12 protein-coding genes are annotated in these 14,496 nt (G+C 72.2%); 6 read left to right on the forward strand and 6 right to left on the reverse strand.

Translation table 11 applies throughout. The features are described 5' to 3' along the window. Positions 1 to 80: 80 nt before the first annotated feature. The 3 genes from ACIRQ7_RS25415 to ACIRQ7_RS25425 form a co-directional block, all read right to left on the reverse strand. Positions 81 to 1,022, reverse strand: a complete 942-nt coding sequence (locus tag ACIRQ7_RS25415) for a carbohydrate ABC transporter permease (protein WP_404265021.1) — start codon at positions 1,020 to 1,022, stop codon at positions 81 to 83. Then, on the reverse strand, positions 1,019 to 2,383 hold the full coding sequence (locus ACIRQ7_RS25420) for an ABC transporter substrate-binding protein (RefSeq protein WP_404265022.1): 1,365 nt from the start codon (positions 2,381 to 2,383) through the stop codon (positions 1,019 to 1,021). The genes ACIRQ7_RS25415 and ACIRQ7_RS25420 overlap by 4 nt, the downstream gene beginning before the upstream one ends. Before the next feature lie 236 nt (positions 2,384 to 2,619). Beyond that, positions 2,620 to 3,843 (reverse strand): LacI family DNA-binding transcriptional regulator, encoded by a 1,224-nt coding sequence (locus ACIRQ7_RS25425; RefSeq protein WP_404265023.1) that lies wholly within the window; start codon positions 3,841 to 3,843, stop codon positions 2,620 to 2,622. 435 nt (positions 3,844 to 4,278) lie between these two features. Here ACIRQ7_RS25425 and ACIRQ7_RS25430 point away from each other — a divergent pair, with 435 nt between their 5' ends. Continuing rightward, positions 4,279 to 6,330, forward strand: a complete 2,052-nt coding sequence (locus ACIRQ7_RS25430) for a DUF2264 domain-containing protein (protein WP_404265024.1) — start codon at positions 4,279 to 4,281, stop codon at positions 6,328 to 6,330. Positions 6,331 to 6,548: 218 nt separating this feature from the next. On the opposite strand, the gene ACIRQ7_RS25435 is transcribed toward ACIRQ7_RS25430, so the two are convergent. Next, positions 6,549 to 7,322: an SDR family NAD(P)-dependent oxidoreductase gene (locus tag ACIRQ7_RS25435; protein WP_401474615.1), complete on the reverse strand. Its 774-nt coding sequence runs from the start codon at positions 7,320 to 7,322 to the stop codon at positions 6,549 to 6,551. Positions 7,323 to 7,405: 83 nt separating this feature from the next. Beyond that, positions 7,406 to 8,071 (reverse strand): MOSC domain-containing protein, encoded by a 666-nt coding sequence (locus ACIRQ7_RS25440; RefSeq protein ID WP_404265025.1) that lies wholly within the window; start codon positions 8,069 to 8,071, stop codon positions 7,406 to 7,408. Positions 8,072 to 8,176: 105 nt separating this feature from the next. Here ACIRQ7_RS25440 and ACIRQ7_RS25445 point away from each other — a divergent pair, with 105 nt between their 5' ends. After that, positions 8,177 to 9,088: a LysR family transcriptional regulator gene (locus ACIRQ7_RS25445; RefSeq protein WP_401474621.1), complete on the forward strand. Its 912-nt coding sequence runs from the start codon at positions 8,177 to 8,179 to the stop codon at positions 9,086 to 9,088. A 103-nt stretch (positions 9,089 to 9,191) separates the two neighbouring features. On the opposite strand, the gene ACIRQ7_RS25450 is transcribed toward ACIRQ7_RS25445, so the two are convergent. Further along, positions 9,192 to 9,527, reverse strand: a complete 336-nt coding sequence (locus ACIRQ7_RS25450; RefSeq protein ID WP_404265026.1) for a WhiB family transcriptional regulator — start codon at positions 9,525 to 9,527, stop codon at positions 9,192 to 9,194. A gap of 378 nt (positions 9,528 to 9,905) precedes the next feature. Between ACIRQ7_RS25450 and ACIRQ7_RS25455 the strand changes: the two genes are divergently transcribed. The 4 genes from ACIRQ7_RS25455 to ACIRQ7_RS25470 all read left to right on the forward strand — a co-directional run bounded on the left by ACIRQ7_RS25455 (position 9,906) and on the right by ACIRQ7_RS25470 (position 14,251). Continuing rightward, on the forward strand, positions 9,906 to 10,517 hold the full coding sequence (locus tag ACIRQ7_RS25455) for a response regulator transcription factor (RefSeq protein ID WP_003948568.1): 612 nt from the start codon (positions 9,906 to 9,908) through the stop codon (positions 10,515 to 10,517). A gap of 280 nt (positions 10,518 to 10,797) precedes the next feature. Then, positions 10,798 to 11,373: a sigma-70 family RNA polymerase sigma factor gene (locus tag ACIRQ7_RS25460; RefSeq protein ID WP_401474627.1), complete on the forward strand. Its 576-nt coding sequence runs from the start codon at positions 10,798 to 10,800 to the stop codon at positions 11,371 to 11,373. A 149-nt stretch (positions 11,374 to 11,522) separates the two neighbouring features. After that, positions 11,523 to 13,025, forward strand: coding sequence for an IMP dehydrogenase (gene guaB / locus ACIRQ7_RS25465; RefSeq protein ID WP_401474630.1), 1,503 nt, complete (start codon positions 11,523 to 11,525; stop codon positions 13,023 to 13,025). A 98-nt stretch (positions 13,026 to 13,123) separates the two neighbouring features. Further along, the gene (locus ACIRQ7_RS25470) at positions 13,124 to 14,251 is read left to right on the forward strand and encodes a GuaB3 family IMP dehydrogenase-related protein (RefSeq protein WP_401474633.1); all 1,128 of its coding nucleotides are present in this window, start codon (positions 13,124 to 13,126) and stop codon (positions 14,249 to 14,251) included. Positions 14,252 to 14,496: the final 245 nt, after the last annotated feature.

Here is a 14,496-nt window from a genome sequence, read left to right on the forward strand (position 1 = left end):
GGCGGCGCGTACGGGGTGGCGGGAGGGCCGTCGTGCGGTGCCGGTGGCCGCCGGGGCGAGAGCGGAGGTGTCGGTGTCCGTCACGTCGGCCTGACCTTCTTCCGGGGGTGGGGCCGCGGTCCGGTCCGCGGCCGGGTCCGCGGCCGTGGAGCGCGCTGCGCGAGGCGGGTGACGGCGAAGGACAGCGCCGCGGCGACGAGCGCGAGGAGGACGGACGCGGCGGCCGCCAGCCCGTAGTCGTTGCGGGTGAAGGCCGCGGTGTAGGCGTACATGTTCGGCGTCCAGGAGGAGCTGAGCGCGGCGGACGACGCCTGGTTGATGATCAGTGGTTCGGTGAAGAGCTGGAGCGAGCCGATCACGGTGAAGAGGGCCACCATCACCACGGACGAGCGGATCAGCGGGATCTTGATGCCGGTGGCGATCCGCCAGGCGCCCGCGCCGTCCACCGTCGCGGCCTCGATCACCGAACGGTCGATGGCCTGGAGGGCGGCGTAGAAGATGACCATGTTGTAGCCGAGCCACTCCCACAGCGCGATATTGACGACGGCGGGCAGTGCGCCGGACGGCGAGAGGAAGGAGAAGTCCAGGCCGCCGCTCCGCAATGCGCCGACCACCGGGCTGAGTTGCGGGGTGTAGAGGTAGACCCAGATCAGCGCGGCGATGATGCCGGGCACGGCGTGCGGCAGGAAGAGCGCCAGCTGGAAGAAGCGCCGGGCCCGCGCCAGCGCCGAGTCCAGCAGCAGTGCGAGGGCGAGACCGCCGGCCAGCAGCAGCGGGATGTAGCAGGCGCAGTAGCCGACCAGGACGAGGAAGCCGTCGCGGAAGGTGCGGTCGCCGAGCGCGGTGAGGTAGTTGCCGAGACCGGTGAAGACCGTTTCGGTGCCGCCGAAGCCGAGCCCCGACTGCTGTTCGGTGAAGAGGCTCAGCCACAGCGCGTAGCCGATGGGCAGCACCATCGCCACGGTGAACACCACGAAGAACGGCGCCAGCAGGACCGATACGGCACGGGACTTGGCGCTCACCGCCCGGCGACCTTCAGCCCGCGCTTGTGCATCTCCCGCACCGTCGCGTCCTCGGCGGCCCGCACGGCATCGGCGAGGGTGCCGTCGCCGTCGGCCGCCGTGCCGAAGGCGTCCTTGAGGGCGGCGTTGGTGGTGCCGCCGGTGGGCCCCCATGCCCAGTGCTGCCCGATGGCGGCGGCGGAGCGGTCGAAGAGGCCGAACAGGTCCAGGTCACCGTAGAAGCGGGCGTCGAACGCCTTCTTCGCGACCGGCCGGAGTGCCTTCGCGGCAGGGTAGGCGCTGGATTCGCCGGAGGAGAGCCGGGCCTTCACCGCATCCGGTGAGGTGGACATCCAGGTCGCGAACTTCACCGCCGCAGCGGCCTGTTCGCTGTTCTTGGTGACCGCCCAGGTGGAGCCGCCGAGCATGCCGCCGGCGGGCTTCCCGTCCCAGGTCGGCATCGGGGCGGCGGCCCACTTGCCGCTCTGGTCGGGTACGAGTCCCTTCAGGACGCCCGCGCCCCAGGAGGCGCCGAGGTAGCCGACGGTGTCGCCCGCCTTGAGGGCGTGGGTCCAGCCGGGGCTGAAGGAGGTGGCGCTGTTGATCAGACCGTCGTCGAGCAGGCCCTGCCAGTAGGCGGTGACCTTCTTGGTGGCCGGGTCGCCGGTGTCGACCTTCCAGGCGTCGCCCTGGGTCGCGAACCACCGGGCGCCGGCCTGCCAGACCATCGCCTCGAAGGTGGTGGGGTCGTCCGGGAAGAAGGTGCCGATCCGCGCTTTCGGGTCGGCCTTCTTCGCGGCGGCCGCCGCGGTCCGGAAGTCCGCCCAGGTCTCCGGCACCTTGATCTTGTGCCGGTCGAAGAAGTCCTTGCGGTAGTAGTACATCTGCGGCGCCGCGTCGAAGGGCACCGCCCAGTTCCTGCCGCCGAGCGTGGTCAGCTCCACCGCCTGCGGCAGCAGCTTCTTCTTCAGAGCGCCGGTGACGTACGGGCTGATGTCCTTGAGGGCGCCCTGGCTGACGAACTCCGGCAGCGAGGGGTATTCGATGCTGACGAGGTCGGGGGCGTTGCCCGCCTTCACCGCGTTCGAGATCTTCGCGTAGCCGCCGGCGCCGCCCGCGGGTATCTCCTCGTACTTCACCGTGATGTCGTCGTGGGTGGCGTTGAACCGGTCGACGGTCTGCTCGGTGCCCTTCGTCCAGCCCCAGTACGTGATCGTGACGGGCCCGCCGTCTCCGGCGTCACTCCCGCCCCCGCCGCCGCAGCCCGCCAGTACGGCGAGGGCGGTCGCGGTGCCGGCCAGCGCGAGGGACCTCCGGCCCCAACTGCGCGTGAGGGTGCGCTTCTTGACGCGGCGCTTGGCACTGCTCATGACACGACTCATGGACACGGCTCCTGACACGACTCCTGGGATGGCGACCTGGCGACCTGACGAAGGGAGAGCGGCGGTGACGTCGGGGCGGGGCGATGGCCGCGATCCTTGGGCCCGTACTGAGCGAAGTCAAGAGCGAACGATTGAATGATCGAAAAACGAACAAATGGTGAGCGTTCCCCGAGCGCGTCTCAGGGGCCCACGACCGCCTCAGGGCCCCACGGCTGCCTCAAGACTCCGCGGCCGCCTCAAGGCCCCGCGATCCCCTCCGTGTTCGCGGACCCGTCCGCAGCCGCAGCCGCAGCCGCAGCCGCACCCGCAGCCGCCGCCGCGCCGCACGAGGCCCGTACGCGCAGCCGGGGGAGTACCGTGACATGGCGGCGCGGCGCCGGCTCCGCCCCGTCGCCCTCGTCCGCGTGCGCGGACCCGGTCCCGCCGAGCGGCCGCCCCGTCCCCGGACCCTCCGGCCGCCCCGGCAGCCCCAGCCGTTCCAGCAGCAACTCGGCCGCCCGCCGGCCGACTTCGCGCTTGGGTGGTGCCACGGCCGTCAGCGGGGTGTCCGCCAGCGCCGCCACCTCGTCGTCGTACGCGATCAGCGCCAGATCCCCGGGCACCCGCACCCCCAGCTCGGCGAGCCGCTGCACCAGCTGGATCGCGTCCACGTCGTTGTGCACCAGCGCCGCCGTCGCCCGGCCCGACGTCACCGCCGTCCACAGCGCCTGGACGCCCCGCTCGAACCCCTCGGAGGCGCGGTCGGCCGGGGCGTCGATCACCGGGTGCGGCCGCTCCAGCCCCAGGGCTCGCAGCGCCCGGTCGTAACCAGCGCGCACCGCGAACGCCGTCGGGCTGTCCGCGCGCGCCATCAACAGCGGCGCCGCGTGCCCCAGCCCCACCAGATGCCGTAGCGCGAGCAGCACCCCGTGCGCATGGTCGGAACACACCCGGTCCAGCCCCGCCAGCGGCCCGCCGGGATCGGCGTCCCGCTCCAACAGGACGGTGGGTACGGCGAGTTCGGCGATCCAGCCTCCGTGTTCCGCCGCGTCGGAGCCGCCGCGCCATCCCGGCGCGATCAGCAGCCCCTCGGCGCCCGCCGCCAGCAGCCCCTCGGCCCGCGCCCGGTCCTCCTCGGGCCGGTAGTCGGAGATCCGCAGGATCAGGCGGGCCCCGGCCCGCGCCGCCGCCTCGTGCGCGCCGTGGATCACCTCGGCGAAGTAGTACGTGGCCGACGGCGCGAGCAGCCCGATCACCGGCACCGCGCCGCCGCCCGCCGCCTCCCCGGGGCGTGCCCGCGGCCAGGACACCGACCCGTGCGCCCGGTCGACCAGGCCCTTACGGGTCAGCGTCTCGACGTCCCGGCGCACGGTCACCGGCGACACCCCGAGCCGGTCGGCGAGGTCGGTGACCCGTGCCGTGCCGTGCTCCCGGACCAGCGCCAGCAGACGGTCGTGGCGTTGCACTGCGCTCTCCCGCACGGCATTCCCTCCCAAGTCCCATGTTCCAAGTCCCGTGTCCAGACAGGCGTTCAGCGGCCCGCCATCAACGGCCCGCGCCTCCAGGCCCAAGGCGCAGGCCCAAGGCGCAGGCCCAAGGCCAGCCCCCGGCTCCAGGTGGCGGCCGGGCGGCCGGGGTGGCCGGACGGCAGGCGCTGCGCCCCGGAGCCGCGAGCCGAGGGCCCAGGAGCTGACGGGCCCAGGAGCTGACGGGCCCATGAGCTGACGGACCGCCGCGCGAGGGGCCGTTCGCGCGCCGATGGCGGCCGAGCCTAGCCGTCGGCCCGATCGCCCGATACACCAATCGATCATTCGATCCTTTCCCGCGACGTTCGATCACCTTCTCTTGACGTTCGATCGTCCGTGGCTGAAGGATTCCCGCGTCGCCCGGCCACCCACCGCCCCCAGGGGGAGCCCATGACCGCACCGGCCACACCCGCCGCGCCCCGCCCGCTCCCCTTCCCCCTCCCACAGGAAGACCGGCAGCTCAGCCCCTACACGGGGTGGACCCGCGCCCATTGGGAGGCGGCGGCCGACGGCCTGTTGCGCGCCACCGCCCCGTACGCCTCCCCGCGGCACGGTCTGATCCACTTCCCCGGCGCCCGCCCCAGCTCCTCCGGCCCCCGCTCGGACGGCCTCGAAGGCTTCGCGCGCACCTTCCTGCTCGCCGCCCTCCATGCCGCCGGCCATCACGGACCCGATCCCCACACGCACCAGGGCCGCCACGACCCCCACCACTCGCGTGCCCCCCACGCACACCTCGCCCGCTACGCCGAGGGCCTCGCGTCCGGCACCCGGCACCCCACCGACGACGCGCACATGACGTCACAGCACCCCGACTCCTGGCCGCGCATCGACACCACCCGCCAGGCCCGCGTCGAAGCCGCCTCCATCGCCCTCGCGCTGCGTCTGACCCGCCCTTTGCTCTGGGACACCCTTGACGAGCCGGTACGCGCCCGCGTCGCCGACTGGCTGCTGCCCGCCCTGACCCCGTCCCCCGTCGACAACAACTGGTGGCTCTTCGGCCTCACCGTCGGCGGCTTCTTCCTCGACGTGGGCATCGAGACCGTACGGGCGCGGGCCGCCGTCGACCGCGCGCTGGCCCGCGTCGAGGAGTGGTACGGCGGCGACGGCTGGTACAGCGACGGCGACAACCGCGCCTTCGACCACTACAACGGCTGGGCGCTGCACTTCTACCCGGTCCTGCACGCCCACCTCGCGGCCGACCACGCGCTCCTGGCCACCCATGGCGCCCGGCTGCGCGCCCAACTCGCCCACCACACCCGCCTCTTCGACGCCAACGGCGCGCCCCTCCCCTTCGGGCGCTCGCTCACCTACCGCTTCGCCGCCACCGCCGCCCCCTGGCTCGGCGCCCTCACCGGCCACACCCCGCTCACCCCTGGCGCCACCCGCCGTCTCGCCACCGGGGCACTGCGCCATTTCCTCGACCGGGGCACCGTCACCCGGGACGGTCTGCTGCCGCTCGGCTGGTACGGGCCCTACCCGCCCATGCTGCAGAGCTACTCGGGCCCGGCCTCGCCCTACTGGGCCGCCAAGGGTTTCCTGGGCCTGCTGCTGCCCGCCGGCCACCCGGCATGGACGGCTCGCGAGGAACCGCTCCCGGCCGAGACCGCCGATGCCGCGCTGCCCCTGGGGCGGACCGGGCTGCTCGTCCAGTCCACCGCGTCCGACGGCCTGGTACGCCTCCACAACCACGGCAGCAACTCCGTCCACACCACCCCGGACCCGTACTACTCCCGCTACGCCTACTCCACGCGCACCGGCCCCACCGGGCCCGCCACCTCAGACACCACGACCACCACCGAAGCCACGGCCGCCGCCACCGACACCACGACCACCTCCGACACCACGACCACCACCGACACCACGACCACCGCCGCCGACCTCCCGGCCGATGACAACCACTTCGCGCTGCTCGTCGACGGCCGGCCCACCACCCGGGGCCCTGCCACCCCCTACCCGGCGGGGCCGGACAGCGCGGCCTCCCTGCACCTCCCGCGCCGCGCCGACGGCAGCGAACTCCCCGGCGTGCAGGTGCTGTCCGCCACGCTCGTGCACGGCCGCGCCGAACTGCGCGCCCACCTGGTCACCGGCGCCGCCCCCGGCACCCCCGTACGCCAGACCGGCTGGGCCACCACCCCCGACGGGCCGACCGCCCAGCTCCACCCCGTACGGGGCTACGACGAGACGGTCCGTCACGCCGTCACCGGCAGCACCCTCATGGGGCCGTGTACCCGTACCGCCTACCTGGACGGCACCGTGGCCGACGCCGCTGCCGGAACCCTCTTCCTGGCCCTGGCGTCCCTGACGGCGGACGCGTCGCCCGCCCCCGTCGACACGCTGGCCACGGTGGCGGCCACCGGGGACGGCATCCAGGTCACCTGGCAGGACGGCACCCGCACCCGCCTGCCCTTCCCCGTACCGCCCGCCCCCGGGGACACCGCATAGCGGCCCTGGGCCGTGTCCGCCCTGGGCCCTGGCCTCAAACTCCCCCTGGCTCACGCCCGGGAGGTGCCCCCAGCCTTGCGGCGTCTGGCGCGCGTGCCGCCGCCTTGTCGGATCGCCCCGGTACGCCCAGTACCGGGGCGACCTCCGCCTTGCGCTCACGCGCACCGGGCGCCGCAAGGCCTGCCCTTCGGGCAAACGACGGGAGTGTGACGACAGCCCTAACGGGGCCCGTACTTGCGCCCCGTGCGGGACGTCATGCCGCCCAGCACCCCGCGCGGAGCCAGCTTCACGGCGCCCATCAGCGCCTTGTAGCGCGGGTCGGGGATGGACAGGGACTTGCCGCGCGTCAGGTCCTTCATCGCCGCCGCCACCAGCTTGTCGGCGTCCAGCCACATCCAGCCGGGGATGTTGTCCGTCCCCATCCCGGCCCGCTCGTGGAACTCCGTCCGTACGAAACCGGGGCACAGCGCCATCAGGCGCACCCCGCTGCCCGCCAGGTCCCGGGCGGCGCCCTGGGTGAACTGCACCACCCACGCCTTGCTCGCGCCGTAGGTGCCGCGCGGGACGAACGCCGCCACCGACGCGACATTGACGACGGCGCCCCGCCGCCGGTCCCGCATCCCGCGCACCGCCGCCGTGGTCAGCCGCAGCACCGCCTCGCAGTGCACCTTCAGCATCGTCAGCTCATCGGCCATCGGCACTTCCAGGTATTCACCCTTGTTGCCGAAGCCCGCGTTGTTCACCAGCACGTCCACGGGGTGCTTGGCCTGCGTCAGCCGGGCCTCGACGGCGGCGATGCCCTCCTCCGTCGACAGGTCGGCGCTCAGCACCTCGGCCTCGATGCCGTGCCGGTCGTGCAGCTCGGTGGCCTGCTCGCGCAGCCGCTTCTCGTCGCGCGCCACCAGCACCACGCTGTGGCCGTCGCTCGCGAGGCGCCGGGCGAACGCCGCCCCGATGCCCGCGGTTGCTCCCGTGATCAATGCAGTCGTCATACGGGGCACGCTATCCGCCCCCGGAATGACGCCTTCCCCCTGGTGGGCCGCCGGGCGCCCGCCTCAGAACCGGCTCATCCTGCTCAACTCGCCCTCTGTCGGACATACTTCAGCGCCTTGGTGCGCGCCTCCGGATGCAGTGCGTCCCCCGCCTCCAGCAGCCGCGGCAGCAGCGCCCGCTCCGTCGTCAGGGCCCGGAACGTCAGCGCGACGGTCACCCCGTGGTCCGGACGGTGCACCACGTCGACGGCGTCGCCCGCGCGCAACTCGCCCGGCACCAGTACGCGCAGATACGCGCCGGGCACCCCCGCCTGCGTGAAGCGCTTGATCCAGCCCTGCTCCCCGAGCCATCCCTGGAACGTCCGGCACGGGATACGCGGCGAGGTCACCTCCAGCAGCGGTCCGCCGCCGATCCGCCAGCGCTCCCCGATCAGGGCGCCACTGACCTCGACACCCGAGGTGGTGAGGTTCTCGCCGAAGGCGCCGTTGTGCAGCGCACGGCCCAGCTCCCGCTGCCATACGTCCAGGTCCTCGCGGGCGTAGGCGTACACGGCCTGGTCGTCGCCGCCGTGGTGCCGGCGGTCGGCCACCGAATCGCCCGCCAGCCCGCCGCCCGCGACACCCTTGGGGCCGGGCGGCGCGACGGCCACCGGGCCGTCGACCGGCCGCTTGTCGATACCGGTGCCGTCCTCGGCGTCGGTGTGCTCGGACGGGACGGCCCGCCCCACGTTCACGGTCAGCAGCTTCATACAACGCTCCGGTGCTTCCTGGTCACGTCCCCACGCTATGCCCGCCCGACCAAAGCCGCGAACCCGATTTTCCCGATCCCCCCAAGATTCCCTTATGCTCGAAGAATGATCGAGGCCCGACATCTCCGCGTACTGCGCGCCGTCGCCCGGACCGGCTCCTTCTCCGCCGCCGCCCGGGACCTGGGCTGCACCCAGCCCGCCGTGAGCCAGCAGATGAAGGCGCTGGAGCAGTCGGCCGGCACCCCGCTGCTGGTCCGTACGGGCCGCGAGATGCGTCTGACCCAGGCGGGTGAGTCGCTGGTGCGGCACGCCGTCGGCATCCTGGCCGGGCTCACCGCCGCCGAGGAGGAGGTCGCGGCCATCGCGGGGCTGCGCGCGGGCCGGGTGCGGCTGGTGTCCTTCCCGTCCGGCAGCTCGACCCTGGTGCCGACCGCGCTGGCCAAGATGCGCGCGGCGCACCCCGCCACCCGGGTCTCCCTGGTCGAGGCCGAGCCGCCGCGCTCGATCGAGATGCTGCGCAACGGCGACTGCGAGATCGCGCTGGCCTTCCGCTATCCGGAGGTCCGCGGTGCGGACCCGGCGGCCTGCGCGGAGTGGGACGACCTGGTGGTCCGGCCGATCCTCGCGGACCGGCTGATCGGCCTCGTCCCGGACGGCCACCGGCTGGCCGGGGCCGGCACCGCCCGGTTCGCCGAGCTGGCCGACGAGGCATGGATCGCCGGCTGCCCGCGCTGCCGCCGGCACCTCGTCGAGGTCTGCGAGAGCGCGGGCTTCACTCCGCGTATCGATTTCGCCACCGACGACTATCCGGCGGTGGTCGGCCTGGTCGGCGCGGGCCTGGGCGTCGCCGCGCTGCCCGAGCTGGCCCTTGAGTCCGTACGCCCCAAGGGGGCCACGGCGCTGCGTATGGAGCCGGCGGTGCACCGCGAGATCGTCGCGCTCACGCTGCCGGACCTGGCCCGGGTCCCGGCGGTCGAGGCGATGCTCGAACAGCTCGCGCAGGCCGTGGGCCGCTGACGGTCCGCGGGCCGGTAGTGGCCCACGATCCCGGGAGGGCTCGGCCCGGCGGTCGCGCACGCCGTGCAGAAACGTTTCTTCAGAAGTGATCGACTCCCGGTGTTCAGCCGTTGGTCACACCCGCGTGGTGGCTGGTCAGTGACGTCGCGGGGATCAGCCGGTGGCGGGCCCGGCCCATGAGTTCCTCGCGTTCGTCCTCTGTCAGACCGCCCCAGACCCCGTAGGGCTCGCGGACGGCCAGAGCATGCGCCGCGCATTCGGCCCGCACGGGGCAGCGCATGCAGACCTCCTTCGCCGATGTCTCACGCGCGCTACGGGCCGCTCCGCGCTCACCCTCGGGGTGGAAGAAGAGCGAACTGTCCACGCCGCGGCAGGCGGCGAGCAGCTGCCAGTCCCAGAGGTCTGCGTTCGGGCCCGGGAGGCGGGAGAAATCTGCCATTGCTTGTCCCCTCGAAGCGATGCTGATCGGGCTCGGTGCTCAAGACCGTACATCTACTATCCAAGTAGATGTAAATATTACTCATTGCGAATCTAGTCATAGACGATGCGAAAATGGAAGAAAGGCAGCCAAATAGGGCATAGGGTGCACGCGCGGATGCCGGTCGCCCGATGAGCCGTCTGCGTATCCGGCTCCTCACGGAGCGTGCTGAAGACGGTCGCCGAAGCCGTAACTCTTTCGAGTGACCGTCGTTGAGTGTGCTGAGGCGATTGGCAGAGGTAGCCGTCGGGCAGATGTCCGAGGCCGTCAATCGCACAGGTGACGATACGTACCAGCCTGGAGGCTCAAGGTGACGCGCATCAGCTGCGGAGGGCGGTCATGACATCCGTCCTCGTCTGCGACGACTCCCCGCTTGCCCGAGAGGCGCTCCGACGGGCGGTTGCGACCGTGCCCGGCGTCGAGCGTGTGACGACCGCGGCCAACGGCGAGGAAGTCCTCCGCCGCTGGGGCGCCGATCGCTCGGATCTGATTCTGATGGACGTACGGATGCCCGGACTCGGCGGTGTCGAGACCGTGCGCCGACTGCTGTCCGCCGACCCCGGCGCCAGGATCATCATGCTCACGGTGGCCGAGGATCTGGACGGTGTCGCGCTCGCGGTCGCCGCCGGTGCCCGCGGCTATCTCCACAAGGACGCCTCGCGCGCCGAGCTGCGCGCGACGGTGACCCAGGCGCTCGCCGATCCGACGTGGCGGCTCGCCCCGCGCCGGCTCCGGTCCGCCGAGATGGGTGCCGCGCCGACCCTGACGGCACGCGAGATCCAGGTGCTGGAGGGCATGAGTCACGGCCGCTCCAACGCCGAGATCGGGCGTGAGTTGTTTCTCTCCGAGGACACCGTCAAGACCCACGCCCGGCGCCTTTTCAAGAAACTCGGGGCGTCCGACCGAGCCCATGCCGTGGCGCTCGGTTTCCGCTGGGGACTGGTCCGCTAGGCCATTGTGACGTGCAGCGATGCGGGGGAGCGAAGATCCCCGCCCGCCCGTCGGCGGGCGGGGCGACACGGCGCCCCGCAAGCCGCCGGCCCGCATCCGCGGTCCGATTCCCCGCGCGGTGCCGCATCCTTGAAGTATGGAGTTCCTCGGGGACGGGTCGGTCGGGCACGAGGGGAGGGCGCAGGACATGACAGCCGGCGCACCTGCCGCGCATAACGCTTCAGTGCACAAGTACGGACCTGGTGCCGCGGATCGTCCCGCGTCAAGGCACCATGGACCGATGCGCGATGACGGGAATCAGGAGATCGGCGATCTCGTCGCACGCGCCGTCGAGGGTGACAGGCAGGCCACGCACGATCTCCTGGCCCATGTCCATCCCCTTGCCCTGCGCTACTGCCGCACCCGGCTCTCGCGGCTGCCGGGCGATGCCCGGCACTTCGTCGAGGACCTGGCGCAGGAGGTCTGTGTCGCGGTGCTCTGCGCGCTGCCGCGCTACCGCGACACCGGCAAGCCCTTCGAGGCGTTCGTCTTCGCCATCGCCGGCCACAAGGTCGCCGATCTGCAGCGGGCCGCGATGCGCGGTCCGGGCAGCACGGCCGTGCCGTCCGACGAGATGCCCGAGCAGCCGGACGACTCCCTCGGCCCCGAGGAGCGGGCGCTGCTGAGCAGCGACGCGGAGTGGGCCAAGAAGCTGCTGGCGAATCTGCCGGACAATCAGCGTGAGCTGGTGCTGCTGCGGGTCGCCGTCGGGCTGACCGCCGAGGAGACCGGCCAGATGCTGGGGATGTCGCCCGGTGCGGTGCGGGTCGCCCAGCACCGCGCGCTCAGCAGGCTGCGGGCGCTCGCCGAGCAGTAGTCCGGCCTGCTGCGCAGCCCGTGGGCCTGGCGGGAAGTGGCCGTAGAAACGTACGAGTGATGAGGCCCTCATCGATCGTGGAATGGGACACCTCTTCAGGCCGTTAGCATGGGAGTCCGCGCTGAGGCAAGAGCATTGGGGAAGGTGTCATGAGTGACAACGTCGACGGTATGCCCGCCAAATTCGCCATGCTCGGGCTGACATACGACGACGTGCTGCTGCTGCCCGGCGCGTCGGAGGTGCTGCCCAATGCGGTGAGCACCGCCTCCCGGGTCTCGCGGAACGTCACCGTGAACATCCCGCTGCTGTCGGCCGCGATGGACAAGGTCACCGAGGCGCGGATGGCCATCGCCATGGCGCGTCAGGGCGGCGCCGGTGTGCTGCACCGCAATCTCTCGATCGAGGACCAGGCCAATCAGGTCGACCTCGTCAAGCGCTCCGAGTCCGGCATGGTCACCGACCCGATCACGGTCCGCCCCGACGCCACGCTCACCGAGGCCGACGCGCTCTGTGCGAAGTTCCGGATCTCCGGTGTGCCGGTCACCGACGCCGCGGGCAAGCTGCTGGGCATCGTCACCAACCGCGACATGGCCTTCGAGATGGACCGCAGCCGTCAGGTCCGCGAGGTCATGACGCCGATGCCGCTGGTCACCGGCAAGGTCGGCATCTCCGGTGAGGACGCCATCGAGCTGCTGCGCCGCCACAAGATCGAGAAGCTGCCGCTGGTCGACGACGCGGGCATCCTCAAGGGCCTGATCACCGTCAAGGACTTCGTCAAGGCGGAGAAGTACCCGATGGCCGCCAAGGACGCCGAGGGCCGGCTGGTCGTCGGTGCCGCGGTGGGCGTCGGCGACGCGGCGTACGACCGGGCGCAGGCGCTCGTCGAGGCCGGTGCCGACTTCCTCGTCGTGGACAGCGCGCACGGCCACAGCCGCGGCATCCTCGACATGATCGCCAAGGTCAAGTCGAACATCACCGTCGATGTCGTCGGCGGCAACGTCGCCACCCGTGACGGCGCCCAGGCGATGATCGACGCGGGCGTCGACGGCATCAAGGTCGGCGTCGGCCCCGGCTCCATCTGCACCACCCGCGTCGTCGCCGGCGTCGGTGTCCCGCAGGTCACCGCGATCTACGAGGCCGCGCAGGCCGCGCACGCCGCGGGCGTCCCGCTGATCGGTGACGGCGGCCTGCAGTTCTCCGGTGACATCGCCAAGGCCATCGCGGCCGGCGCGGACACCGTCATGCTGGGCTCGCTGCTGGCCGGTTGCGAGGAGTCGCCCGGCGAGATGGTCTTCATCAACGGCAAGCAGTTCAAGTCCTACCGCGGCATGGGATCGCTCGGCGCGATGCAGTCCCGCGGCCAGGGCCGCTCCTTCTCCAAGGACCGCTACTTCCAGGACAACGTCCTCTCCGAGGACAAGCTGGTCCCCGAGGGCATCGAGGGCCAGGTGCCCTACCGCGGCCCGCTCGCCTCGGTCGCCCACCAGCTCGTCGGTGGCCTGCGTGCCTCCATGGGCTACGTCGGCTCCGCCGACATCCCCGAGCTCAAGGACAAGGGCCGCTTCGTCCGCATCACCTCCGCGGGCCTCAAGGAGAGCCACCCGCACGACATCCAGATGACCACCGAGGCACCGAACTACTCCCGGCGCTAGCACGCGCCTACCGTGAAGCCCGCAGCCGGACCCCGGCCGCGGGCTTCACTGTGTCGGGGATACTGGGACGGCAGACGTAGAGGGAAAGGCCACCACACGTGACTGAGATCGAGATCGGGCGCGGCAAGCGCGGCCGCCGGGCATACGCCTTCGACGACATCGCCGTCGTACCGAGTCGCCGCACCCGCGACCCGAAGGAGGTCTCGATCGCCTGGCAGATCGATGCCTACCGTTTCGAGCTGCCGTTCCTGGCCGCTCCCATGGACTCGGTGGTCTCCCCGCAGACCGCCATCCGCATCGGCGAGCTGGGCGGCCTGGGCGTCCTCAACCTGGAGGGTCTGTGGACCCGCTATGAGGACCCGGAGCCGCTGCTCGCGGAGATCGCGGAGCTGGACGGCGACGCGGCCACCAAGCGGCTGCAGGAGATCTACGCCGCGCCGATCAAGGAAGACCTGATCGGCCAGCGGATCAAGGAGGTGCGCGACTCCGGTGTCGTCACCGCCGCGGCGCTCTCGCCGCAGCGCACCGCCCAGTTCTCCAAGGCCGTCGTGGACGCGGGCGTCGACATCTTCGTGATCCGCGGCACGACCGTCTCCGCCGAGCACGTCTCGTCGGCCGCCGAGCCGCTGAACCTCAAGCAGTTCATCTACGAGCTGGACGTCCCGGTCATCGTCGGCGGCTGCGCCACGTACACCGCGGCGCTGCACCTGATGCGGACCGGCGCGGCCGGTGTGCTCGTCGGCTTCGGCGGCGGCGCCGCGCACACCACCCGTAACGTCCTGGGCATCCAGGTCCCGATGGCGACCGCGGTCGCCGACGTCGCCGCGGCGCGCCGGGACTACATGGACGAGTCCGGCGGCCGCTACGTCCACGTCATCGCGGACGGCGGCGTGGGCTGGTCCGGCGACCTCCCGAAGGCGATCGCCTGCGGCGCGGACGCCGTGATGATGGGCTCCCCGCTGGCCCGTGCCACGGACGCGCCCGGCCGGGGCCACCACTGGGGCATGGAGGCCGTCCACGAGGACGTGCCGCGCGGCAAGCGGATGGACCTCGGTGCGGTCGGCACGACGGAAGAGGTGCTGCTCGGTCCGTCGAACACGCCCGACGGGTCGATGAACTTCTTCGGTGCGCTGCGTCGGGCGATGGCCACGACGGGCTACTCCGAGCTGAAGGAGTTCCAGCGCGTCGAGGTGACGGTCGCGCCGTCGCAGCACGACAACCGCTGACGCGGGGTTCTTTCCGCCCACGCTGCCGTCTGCACCGCCGTGCGGGCTGAGGCTGTCCTGTGCCCGCCTGCGGCGGGAGCGGGGAGGGTTGTGGGGCGGGTGCCCTGGGTGTGATTGCGGGTGCGGTGCCGGGCCTCCGGGACTGCGTCCCTGCGGCCCGGCCCCTCCCGTGAGCCGGGCGCCCGCCCCTGAGTGGGGATGAGGCAGGAAGACGGAGGCCGGGCCGCCGACGAGAAGTCGGCGGC

This window comes from Streptomyces sp. NPDC101393, assembly GCF_044767385.1.
Lineage (GTDB): Bacteria > Actinomycetota > Actinomycetes > Streptomycetales > Streptomycetaceae > Streptomyces.